Annotated in this window: 8 protein-coding genes; 2 read left to right on the top strand and 6 right to left on the bottom strand. The window is 69.9% G+C overall.

Going from position 1 to position 10,935, the window contains the following annotated elements:
• The 6 genes from whiA to uvrA all read right to left on the bottom strand — a co-directional run.
• Positions 1–736: DNA-binding protein WhiA (whiA, locus tag KGA66_RS25540; protein WP_211471492.1), on the bottom strand; the 736-nt coding region annotated here is incomplete at its 3' end.
• A 567-nt stretch (positions 737–1,303) separates the two neighbouring features.
• Positions 1,304–2,296 (bottom strand): gluconeogenesis factor YvcK family protein, encoded by a 993-nt coding sequence (locus KGA66_RS25535; RefSeq protein WP_369015965.1) that lies wholly within the window; start codon positions 2,294–2,296, stop codon positions 1,304–1,306.
• Positions 2,293–3,204: an RNase adapter RapZ gene (rapZ, locus tag KGA66_RS25530; protein WP_211471487.1), complete on the bottom strand. Its 912-nt coding sequence runs from the start codon at positions 3,202–3,204 to the stop codon at positions 2,293–2,295. Before rapZ ends, KGA66_RS25535 begins: the two co-directional genes overlap by 4 nt.
• Positions 3,205–3,279: 75 nt before the next feature.
• Positions 3,280–5,409, bottom strand: coding sequence for an excinuclease ABC subunit UvrC (gene uvrC / locus KGA66_RS25525; RefSeq protein ID WP_211471485.1), 2,130 nt, complete (start codon positions 5,407–5,409; stop codon positions 3,280–3,282).
• Positions 5,410–5,465: 56 nt separating this feature from the next.
• A complete protein-coding gene (locus KGA66_RS25520; protein ID WP_211471483.1) occupies positions 5,466–6,032 on the bottom strand; it encodes a Rieske (2Fe-2S) protein in 567 nt (188 codons plus the stop codon).
• A gap of 230 nt (positions 6,033–6,262) precedes the next feature.
• A complete protein-coding gene (uvrA, locus tag KGA66_RS25515; RefSeq protein WP_312887072.1) occupies positions 6,263–9,130 on the bottom strand; it encodes an excinuclease ABC subunit UvrA in 2,868 nt (955 codons plus the stop codon).
• Between the two features lie 184 nt (positions 9,131–9,314).
• Between uvrA and KGA66_RS25510 the strand changes: the two genes are divergently transcribed.
• Together KGA66_RS25510 and KGA66_RS25505 are read left to right on the top strand one after the other, a co-directional pair.
• Positions 9,315–10,076, top strand: a complete 762-nt coding sequence (locus tag KGA66_RS25510) for a maleylpyruvate isomerase N-terminal domain-containing protein (RefSeq protein WP_211471481.1) — start codon at positions 9,315–9,317, stop codon at positions 10,074–10,076.
• Positions 10,077–10,097: 21 nt separating this feature from the next.
• On the top strand, positions 10,098–10,751 hold the full coding sequence (locus tag KGA66_RS25505) for an MBL fold metallo-hydrolase (RefSeq protein WP_211471479.1): 654 nt from the start codon (positions 10,098–10,100) through the stop codon (positions 10,749–10,751).
• Positions 10,752–10,935 lie beyond the last annotated feature (184 nt).

Raw genomic sequence — 10,935 nt, 5'->3', positions numbered from 1 at the left:
CCCGGGCCCCCGCGGCCACCGCGGCGCGCGCCGAGCGCCGCAGGTTGGCGTCGTCGAAGTTGGCCAGCCGGTTGGCGGTGGCCCGCACCTCGCGGCGCATCCGCCGCTCCTCCCACGCGAGCACCGACTCGTGCGCGCCGAGCCGGGTCAGCAGCGCGCCGATCGCGTCACCGTCGCGCACGACCACCCGGTCGACGCCGCGTACCTCGCGGTTCTTCGCGGAGACCCCGAGCCGCCTGGCCGCGCCCACCAGCGCGAGCGCCGCCTCCTGCCCGGGACAGGTGATCTCCAGCGCCGAGGAGCGGCCGGGTTCGGTCAGCGAGCCGTGCGCGAGGAAGGCGCCGCGCCACGCCGCCTCCGCGTCGCACATGGATCCGGAGACCACCTGCGGCGGCAGTCCCCTGATCGGTCGTCCCCAGCCGTCCACCAGACCGGTCTGCCGGGCCAGCGCCTCGCCGTCTTTGACCACGCGCACGATGTACCGGCTGCCGCGGCGAAGCCCTCCCGGCGCCATCACGCCCAGCTCCGAGGTGTGGCCGTAGACCTCGGCGATGTCCTTGCGCAGCCTCCGGGCCGCCGACGCGGTGTCCAGTTCCGCCTCGATCACGATGTGGCCCTGCACGAGGTGGATCGCACCGGCGAAGCGCAGCAGCGAGGCGGCCTCCGCCTTGCGGCAGCACGGCTTCACCACGATGAGCCGGCTCAGCTCGTCCTTGACCGCCGCGGTCATCGCCATCGCCTCGCGGCCTCCTCGACTCGCTGATTTCGCCCCCCGGTTCGCCCGGGCGCGCACTGCCTTGACGTCCGCCGCTTACGAAGACGGGTCAGGCCGGGTACCGCAGTAGCGTAACGGCCCGAGTGCCGCGGACCTTCCCCATCCGTTCGCACATCACCGGTCAGGATGACACTCGAACGGCGCAATCCGCAGCGCCGTGACCGAAAAGACCCCGGAACGACGCCGCGTGCGCCGTCGGGGTATCGGCCGTGTAAGCAGATGTGAGCGGTGCGAACGGGAGTGAGTGGTGTGAGCACTGCCGGGGGCGTCTTTTCGGGCCCGGGCACAGCCGTCCCGCACCGAATCAGCCTCGGGAGACGTGATCATCAGGGTACTCATTCAGTACCGTGGTTCACTCAGCACGGTTGTTCATTCAGCGCCGCGTCACTCAACAACACAGCGCCCATTCAGCAACACCGTACTCAATCAACAACACAGTGTTCAACCAACAACACAGTGTTCAACCAACGGCGCCGTTTCAACGCTCTGTTGTTTCAACGCGGACACACCGCCGCACCACCGCGTCCGCTAGACAAGCAGCGAACGCAGAACCGCGGCGAGCCGTTCCGGGTCGTGGTAGGGCACACCGCCCTGTGCCGCCACAGCGGCCGTATACACCTGTGCGCCGAGTTCGGCAGCCGCCTTCGCCAGCTGCCGGCCTTCCTCGTCGCCGCGTATCGAGCTCGGGTCGACCAGCACGGTGTCCAATCGCAGCGCGGGCGCGTGCGCGGCGAGCACCTCGACGTGGTCCGCAGCCGTGTAACCATCGGTCTCACCGGCCTGCGGCACCAGGTTGAGCACCAGCATCCGGCGGGCCCGCGTCGTGATCAGCGCCTCAGCCAGCTCGGGCACCAGCAGGTGCGGCAGGACGCTGGTGAACCAGGAGCCGGGTCCCAGGATCGCCCAGTCCGCTTCGTGGATCGCCGCCACCGCCTCAGGCACCGCGGGCGGGTTCTCCGGCAGCAGCCGTACCGCCAACACCTCGCCGGAGGTCTTGGCGAGAGCGTGCTGCCCGCGCACGGTGGAGATCGCGTCGGGATGCGCCGGGTCTGCGCCGCGCACGCTCGCCTCGATCTCCAGCGGCACCGCGGACATCGGCAGCACCCGGCCCTGCGCGCCCAGCAGCCGCCCGACCAGGTCCAGCGCGCCCACCGGGTCGTGCAGCTGCTCCCACAGCGCCACGATCAGCAGGTTCCCCAGGGCGTGCCCGGCCAGGTGTCCATCGCCGGAGAATCGGTGCTGCAAGGCGTTGGCCCAGGTGCGGCCCCATTCGTCGTCGCCGCACAGGGCCGCCAGCGCCATCCGCAGGTCCCCCGGCGGCAGCACGGCCAGTTCCCGCCGGATGCGGCCGCTGGAGCCGCCGTCGTCGGCGACCGTCACCACCGCGGTGAGCCGGTCGGTGACCCGCCGCAACGCGGACAAACACGCGTACATACCGTGGCCTCCGCCGAATGCGACCACCCGCGGTCCTCCGGGGGCTCGGTCGCGCCGCGCCGGCGCACCGTCTTCGGCTTCGATCACTCGCGTCCCATGTCCCGGTGGACCACCGTGGTATCCACGCCGTCGTCGACCAGCCGCGCCGCGATCTGTTCCGCCATCGCGACGCTGCGATGTTTCCCGCCGGTGCACCCTACCGCAAGGGTCAGATAACGCTTTCCCTCCCGCCGGTACCCGGCGGTGATGGTGCGCAGCACCTCGCCGTAGGACTCCAGCAGGTCTTTCGCCCCCGGTTGCGCGAGCACGTATTCGCTCACCTCCTGATCGAGCCCCGTCCTGGCCCGCAACTGCGGGATCCAGTGCGGATTCGGCAGGAAACGGCAGTCCACCACGAGGTCCGCGTCGACCGGCAGGCCGTACTTGTACCCGAAGGACATCACGGTCGCGCGCAGTTCGACCTCGGCGGAGCCGGCGAAGACGCTCTCCAGCACGGCGCGCAGTTCGTGCACATTGCGACTGGAGGTGTCGAGCACTAGGTCGGCCTCGCCGCGCAGCCCGCGCAGCAGTTCGCGTTCGCGGGCGATGCCGTCGGTGATCCGCCCGTCGCCCTGGAGCGGATGCGGCCGGCGCACGTTCTCGAACCGCCGCACCAGCACGTCGTCGGCCGACTCCAGGAAGACGATGCGGTGGCGCAATCCGCCGGAGTCCATCTGTTCCAGGGCCTCGTGCAAGTGCTCGAAGAACGAGCGCCCGCGCACGTCCACGACCACCGCGATGCGCGGCACGCTGTCCTGAGTGCGCGCGGCGAGGTCGACCATCGTGGGGATCAGGCTCGGCGGCAGGTTGTCCACCACGAACCAGCCCAGGTCCTCCAGCACCTTGGCGGCGGTGGACCGGCCCGCCCCGGACATGCCGGAGATCACGACCAGCTCCGACGGCTCCCCGCCGGGCTGCTGCTCCGGTTCCTTCGCGCTCGAAGCGGCGCTCACCATGTCTCTGCGTCCCCCTTGGACTCGGCGTGCCGTGCTGTTGAGGCGGTCACGGGCGCATCGGACGCCCGTTTCCTCTCAATTGTCACCCTCTTCGATGATCTCACCGGTGGAGGTGTTGATGGCGTACATCCGCGCGGCGCCTTCGCCGCGGCCGGCCCCCGCCAGAGCCGCGGCGATCGACGCGGCGGTCGCCGGTCCGATCCCGGGCACCGCGGCCAGCTGATCGGCGGTGGCGGCCCGCAGCGCCTTGACCGAACCGAAGTGTTTCACGAGCGCCTTGCGCCGGACCTCCCCCAGGCCCGGAATCTGGTCGAGCGCGCTGACCGTCATGGCCTTGGAACGCTTCTGCCGGTGGAAGGTGATGGCGAAGCGGTGCGCCTCGTCTCGCACGCGCTGCAGCAGATAGAGCGCTTCGCTGGCGCGCGGCAGGATCACCGGGTCCGGCTCGCCGGGCAGCCAGACCTCCTCCATCCGCTTGGCCAGGCCCGCGACCGCGATCTCGTCGATGCTCAGCTGCGCGAGCGCCCGGGCGGCGGCCGCGACCTGCGGCGGGCCGCCGTCGACCAGCACGAGCTGCGGCGGATAGGCGCTTCGGCTGAGCTTCTCACCGTCCGCGATCTCATCGCGCCCGGAACCGGTCACCGTCAGCACGCCGCTCCCGGCGTCGGTACCGGTGTCGGCACCTGTGCGGGCATTGGCGTCCAGGTCCGCATCCGGCTCCGGATCCGTATCCGCATCCGCATCATCCGGCGGCAGCAGGGCTTCGCCGCGCCTGGCGGTCTCCGCGAGGTAGCGGCGGAAGCGGCGGGTCAGCACCTCGTGCATGGAGCGCACGTCGTCCTGGCCCTCGACGGTCTTGATGGTGAAGCGCCGGTACTCCGACTTTCGCGGCAGCCCGTCCTCGAAGACGACCATCGAGGCGACCACGTTGGTGCCCTGGAGGTTGGAGATGTCGTAGCACTCGATGCGCAGCGGGGCCTGATCCATGCCGAGGGCGTCGGCGATGTCCTGCAGGGCCTGGCTGCGCGTGGTCAGGTCGGCGGCCCGCTTGGTCTTGTGCAGCGCGAGGGACTGCTTGGCGTTGCGCTCGACCGTCTCCATCAGCGCGCGCTTGTCGCCGCGCCGGGGCACGTGCAGTTCGACGCGCCCGGTGCCGTTGGCCGCGCTCTGGGTCTCCCCCGCGCGCAGTGTGCTGAGCCAGGCGCTGACCGCGGCGCTGTCCTCCGGGAGGGCGGGCACCAGGATCAGCCGGGGCACCGCGTCGCCGGACTGCTCGCCGTAGAGCTGTTGCAGAAAGTGCTCGACCAGGCCGCCGGTGTCAAGCTCCTCGACCCGGTCGACCACCCAGCCGCGCTGGCCGCGCACCCGGCCGCCGCGCACGTGGAAGACCTGCACGGCGGCCTCGAGTTCGTCCTCGCAGATGCCGATCACGTCAGCGTCGGTGGCGTCGCCGAGCGCGATCGCGTTGCGTTCCAGGACCCGTTCCAGTGCGGCCAGGTCGTCGCGCAGCCGCGCCGCCTTCTCGAATTCGAGCTGCGCCGCGGCCTGCTTCATCTCGGTTTGCAGCCGCTTGATGTAGGCGGCGGTGTGCCCGGCGAGGAAGGCGCAGAAGTCCTCCACGATGCGCCGGTGCTCCTCGGCGGTCACCCGGCCGACGCACGGAGCGGAGCACTTGCCGATGTACCCGAGCAGACAGGGGCGGCCAGAGAGCTCGGCGCGCCGGTATACGCCGTTGGAGCAGCTGCGCATCGGGAAGACCCGCAGCAGCGCGTCAACGGTCTCGCGGATCGCCCACGCGTGCGCGTAGGGGCCGAAGTACCGCACGCCCTTGCGCTTCGGCCCGCGCATCACCTGCACTCGCGGGATCCGTTCGCCGACGGTCACCGCGAGGCTCGGGTAGGACTTGTCGTCGCGATACCGGACGTTGAAGTGCGGGTCGAACTCCTTGATCCAGGCGTATTCAAGCTGAAGCGCCTCGACCTCGGTGCTCACCACGGTCCACTCGACAGACGCCGCGGTGGTCACCATGGCCTGGGTGCGCGGGTGCAGCGCGGCGAGGTCCTGGAAGTAGTTGGACAGCCGCGAGCGCAGGTTCTTCGCCTTGCCGACATAGACGACGCGGCCGTGAGGGTCGCGGAACTTGTAGACCCCGGGCTGCGTGGGGATCGAGCCGGGGGCCGGTCGGTAGGTCGCCGGATCGGTCACATTGCCAGCCTAGTGGCCCGCGGCGACAGTCCGTCGCCGCCGCGGGCGCGCGAACGTCAGGCCAGGAAGATCTGTCCGCCGGAGACCTTGATGTTCATGGCCGCGAGCGGGGCCTGGGCCGGGCCCTGGACCACCGAGCCGTCCTTGGCGCTGAAGACCGAGCCGTGGCAGGGGCAGACGATCTGGTTGTCCGACACCGAGCCGACGGTACAGCCCTGGTGCGTGCACACGGCGGTGAACGCCTTATACGTCCCGGCCGCGGGCTGGGTGATCACGATGCCGCCGTCGCTGTTGACGATCTTGCCGCCGTCGACGGGGACGTCCGAGGTCTGCGCAAGGGCGCTGCCGACGGAGCCGGAACCGGAACCGGAGGAGCCGGAATCCGAGGACGTCGCGGCCGGGGAGGTACCGGCGCCCGCGGCGTCACCGGGGTTCGCGTTCGAGGAACCGCCGCTGGACGAGCCGCAGGCTGCCGCGGTCAGCCCGACGGTCGCTGCGGCCGCGCCCGCTCCGGCCGTGCGCAGCAGGGCCCGGCGGCTGGATCCGCAGCAGGTCTCGGTCTGCTCGGCGGTCTGCTCGGCGGCCTGCGCGGCGGTGGGCTGCTCGGTCGTTTCCAGGGCCATCGGTTCTTTCCTCCACGAGAAAGCGGTATCGGGCGACAGCGTCTTCGGTTGTCCGGACGGGAGCCTAGCGACGCCCGCCACCCGACGCTGTCACGGCGTTCTGAAGAACGCGTGAACGCCGGAAGCGGTTCAGATCGCGGGGTTTCCGGGCTTCTTGCGAACCGGCCGCGTCCGGTAAAGTTCCGCGCGCTCTCGCGTCCGTGTGCTCCCCTGGCAGGCGCCAGGCCGGCCTACTGGAGCAGGATCTCCTTGAGGAAGTGCCCGGTGTACGAGCTCTTCACCTTTGCCACCTGCTCCGGGGCGCCCTCGGCGACCACGGTGCCGCCGCCGCGGCCGCCCTCCGGTCCCATGTCCACGATCCAGTCCGCGGTCTTGATCACGTCCAGGTTGTGTTCGATCACGATGACCGAGTTGCCGGAGTCGACCAGCCGGCCGAGCACGCCGAGCAGCTTGCGGATGTCCTCGAAGTGCAGGCCGGTCGTCGGCTCGTCGAGCACGTACACGGTGCGGCCGGTGGAGCGGCGCTGGAGTTCCGAGGCCAGTTTCACCCGCTGCGCCTCACCGCCGGAGAGCGTGGTCGCGCTCTGGCCGAGCCGCACGTATCCGAGGCCGACGTCGTTGAGGGTCTTGAGATGCCGGGCGATGCCGGGGATCGCCTCGAAGAACTCCAGCGCCTCGGCCACGGGCATCTCCAGCACCTCGGAGATGGTCTTGCCCTTGTAGTGCACCTGCAGGGTCTGCTCGTTGTACCGGTGGCCGTGGCAGACCTCGCAGGGCACGTAGACGTCAGGCAGGAAGTTCATCTCGATCTTGATGGTGCCGTCGCCCTGGCAGTTCTCGCAGCGCCCGCCCTTGACGTTGAAGGAGAAGCGCCCCGGCAGGTAGCCGCGCACCTTGGCCTCGGTGGTCTCCGCGAACAGCCGCCGGATGTGGTCGAACACCCCGGTGTACGTCGCCGGATTCGACCGCGGGGTGCGCCCGATCGGCGACTGGTCGACGTGCACGACCTTGTCCAGGTGTTCGACCCCGGAGACCCGCGTGTGCCGCCCGGGCACCGCGCGCGCCCCGTTCAGTTCACGGGCCAGGTGGGTGTACAGGATGTCGTTGACCAGCGTGGACTTGCCCGACCCGGAAACGCCGGTGACCGCGACGAAGCAGCCGAGCGGGAAGCTGACGTCGATGTCCCTCAGATTGTGCTCGCGCGCCCCGTGCACGGTCAGCACCCGCTTCGGATCCACCGGGCGGCGCTGCGCGGGCATTTCGATCCGCATCCGGCCCGACAGGTAGGCGCCGGTCAGCGACTCCGCGGACTCCAGCAGGTCGGAGACCGGACCGGAGACGACGACGTGCCCGCCGTGCTCGCCCGCGCCGGGTCCGATGTCCACGACCCAGTCGGCCACCTTGATGGTGTCCTCGTCGTGTTCGACCACGATCAGGGTGTTGCCTAGGTTGCGCAGCCGGATCAGGGTCTCGATCAGCCGGTGGTTGTCGCGCTGGTGCAGGCCGATGGACGGCTCGTCGAGCACGTAGAGCACCCCGACCAGGCCGGAACCGATCTGCGTGGCCAGCCGGATGCGCTGGGCCTCGCCGCCGGCCAGGGTCGCCGACGCCCGGTCCAGCGAGAGGTAGTCAAGCCCGACGTCCACCAGGAACTGGAGGCGCTCGTTGACCTCCTTGAGCACCCGCTCGGCGATCTGTGCCTCGCGCGAGGACAGCTTCAGGTCCTTGAGGAACCGGGCGCACTCCCCCACCGGCATCGCGGCGACCTCGGCGATCGACTTGCCGCCCCCGTCACCGTCGGTCTTCTCCCCCAGCGTGACGGCGAGCACGAGCGGCTTCAGCCGGGTGCCCTTGCAGGCCGGGCACGGAGCCTCGCGCATATAGCCGGCATGCCGCTCCCGGGCGCTGTCCGACTCCGCCTCGGCGTGCCGCCGCTCGATCCACGGGATGACGCCCTCGAAACCGGTGGAGTAACTGCGCGTGCGGCCGAAGCGGTTGGTGTAGCTGACCGTCACCTTGTGGTTGTGGCCCTGCAGGATCGCCTTGCGGGCCTTGGCCGGCAGTTTGCGCCAGGGCACGTCCAGATCGAAGCCGAGCTCGTCGGCCAGGCCCTCCAGCAGCCGCCCGAAGTACTCGGAGCCCTGCCCGGCCGCGGTCCACGGGGCGATGGCGCCCTTCGCGACGGACAGCTCCGGATCCGGGATGATCAGCTCCTCGTCCACCTCCATCCGGATGCCCAGACCGGTGCATTCCGGGCAGGCGCCGAACGGGGAGTTGAATGAGAAGGAACGCGGCTCAAGCTCCTCGAAGGACAGGTCGTCGTAGGGGCAGTACAGGTGCTCGGAGTACATCCGCTCGCGCTGCGGATCGTCCTCGGGAAGGTCCACGAAGTCCAGCGTGATCATGCCGCCGGCCAGCCCCAGGGCGGTCTCGATCGAGTCGGTCAGCCGCCGCTTCGCCGAGTCTTTGACAGCGAGCCGGTCCACGACCACCTCGATCGTGTGCTTCTCCTGCTTCTTGAGCGCCGGCGGCTCGGCGAGCTGGATCACCACCCCGTCCACCCGCGCCCGGCTGTATCCCTTGGCCTGCAGGTCCTTGAACAGCTCCGCGTACTCGCCCTTGCGCTCGCGGATCACCGGGGCCAGCACCTGGAAGCGGGTGCCCTCCTCCAGTTCGAGCACGCGCTCGACGATCTGCTGCGGGGCCTGCCTGGCGATCGGCCTGCCGCACTCGGGGCAGTGCGGCCGCCCGGCACGCGCGTAGAGCAGGCGCAGATAGTCGTAGACCTCGGTGATGGTGCCCACCGTCGAGCGCGGGTTCTTCGAGGTGGACTTCTGGTCGATCGACACCGCGGGTGAAAGGCCCTCGATGAAGTCCACGTCCGGCTTGTCCATCTGGCCGAGGAACTGGCGCGCGTACGCGGACAGGGATTCGACGTACCGCCGCTGTCCTTCGGCGAAGATCGTGTCGAAGGCGAGGGAGGACTTGCCGGAGCCGGACAGGCCGGTGAACACGATGAGGGCGTCGCGCGGCAGATCGAGCGAGACGTCTTTCAGATTGTGCTCGCGCGCACCGCGCACCACCAGCTTGTCCGTCACCGTGGCTCCCATACGTCCGTCTGTCCTGAACCGTCTTCACGACTCGCCGCACACTCCCTGACAATGCTAGGCGGCGGCGCCGACAGACTTGGCCGGTCGTCCGAAGCCGCGGCCGAAGCGCTCCGGTGGCCGGCGGCGTCCGCGCGCGTGGCGCGGCCGGGCCGTACTGCGCGAGAGTAGAGCCATGACGATCGATCCGCGTTCCCCGGCCTATGATCCGACCGCGCTGCTCGCCGCGGTCGCCGACGCGACCGCCCAGCTGCTGGGCTCTGCCGAGCGGCTCGACGACCAGGCGGTGCGCGAACCGTCCGCCCTGCCCGACTGGACCCGCGGCCACGTGTTGACCCATGTGGCACGCAACGCCGACGGACTGTCACGGCTGCTGACGTGGGCGGTCACCGGAGAGCGGCACGACGCCTACGCGAGCCGGGAGGCCAGGGACGCGCAGATCGAGGCGGGCGCGTCGCGCACGGCCGCGGAACTGGTCGCCGACGTGCGAGAAGCCGGCGAGCGATTCGCCGAGGCGGCCTCGCGGCTGACCCCGCAGCAGTGGTCGGCGAAGATCGAGCGCCCCTCCGGTGGCCCGCAGCCGGCGGCGAAGGTCCCGTGGTGGCGGCTCGAAGAGGTGCTCGTCCACCATGTCGATCTGGACATGGGCTTCTCTCCGGCCCACTGGCCGGCCGACTTCACCGGTCCGGAGCTGGAGATGGTCGCGGAGCGTTTCGCGGACCCGGCGTACCCGACGCACGTCCCGACGCCATTCCGTGTTTATGCGGAGGACACGGCCCGGGCGGTCGGTGTGGGCTGCGACCCGGCGGAGAAGGACCACCTGCTCGTGCGCGGCCCGCAGCCGGCACTCGTGGCCTGGCTGATCGGCCGCAGCAGCGGCGACGGCCTGGCCGTCGAACCCTTCGACGCGCTGCCCACTCTGCCGATTTGGAACTGACCGGACAAGGAGGTCCGTACCGTGAGCTACCACGGAAACGTGACGGTAGGCGGCCCGGCGGACGTGCGGGAGCTGGCGCCGCTGATCATCACGAAGGTGGCCGTCGGCCCGTTCGACAACAACGCCTATCTGCTGCGCTGCCGCCGGACCGACGAGCAGTTGCTCATCGACGCGGCGGCCGACCCGGAACCACTGCTCAAGACGATCAACGGTTCGCTGGCCGCGGTGGTCACGACGCATCAGCACCCGGACCACTGGCAGGCCCTGCAGGCGGTCGTCGACGCCACCGGGGCGCGCACCGCGGCCGGCGAGTACGACGCGGACGCGATCGCGGTCCGCACCGATCTTCGCCTTCGCGACGGCGAGACCGTCCACGTGGGCCACATTCCGCTGCGTGTGATCCACCTGGTCGGCCACACGCCCGGTTCCATCGCCCTGCTCTACGACGACCCGAAGGGACATCCGCACCTGTTCAGCGGCGACTGCCTCTTCCCGGGTGGGATCGGCAACACCCAGAAGGATCCGAAGCGCTTCGCAACGCTCTACAACGATGTGGTCGAGAAGATCTTCAACGTGCTGCCCGACGAGACCTGGGTGTATCCGGGGCACGGGCGTGACACGACGCTGGGTGCGCAGCGGCCACACCTGGAGGAGTGGAAGGCTCGGGGCTGGTGAGGCGAAAGCCACGCTCGACGCCCTATTACGTACAGGCTTTCCGGGACGGCTATGGTACCAGGGTTAATGACAAAGTGATCTTTCGTCCTTTTTCTGGGTGATCGTCAGGTCAGGTGGAGTAGTCCTGTCAGGAGTTCGGGTCTGCGGGCGTGTCTGCGCAGGGCTTTGGCGATGTTGGTTTCGC

Origin of the sequence: Actinocrinis puniceicyclus, from assembly GCF_018283645.1 — a bacterium.
Classification (GTDB): Bacteria; Actinomycetota; Actinomycetes; order Streptomycetales; family Catenulisporaceae; genus Actinocrinis; species Actinocrinis puniceicyclus.
This window is presented reverse-complemented; position numbering and strand designations above follow the sequence as displayed.

Coding starts and splice junctions, on each gene's coding strand:
- rapZ (WP_211471487.1), bottom strand. CDS start 3,204: ATGGTGAGCGCCGCTTCGAGCGCGAAGGAACCGGAGCAGCAGCCCGGC.
- KGA66_RS25520 (WP_211471483.1), bottom strand. CDS start 6,032: ATGGCCCTGGAAACGACCGAGCAGCCCACCGCCGCGCAGGCCGCCGAG.
- KGA66_RS25510 (WP_211471481.1), top strand. CDS start 9,315: ATGACGATCGATCCGCGTTCCCCGGCCTATGATCCGACCGCGCTGCTC.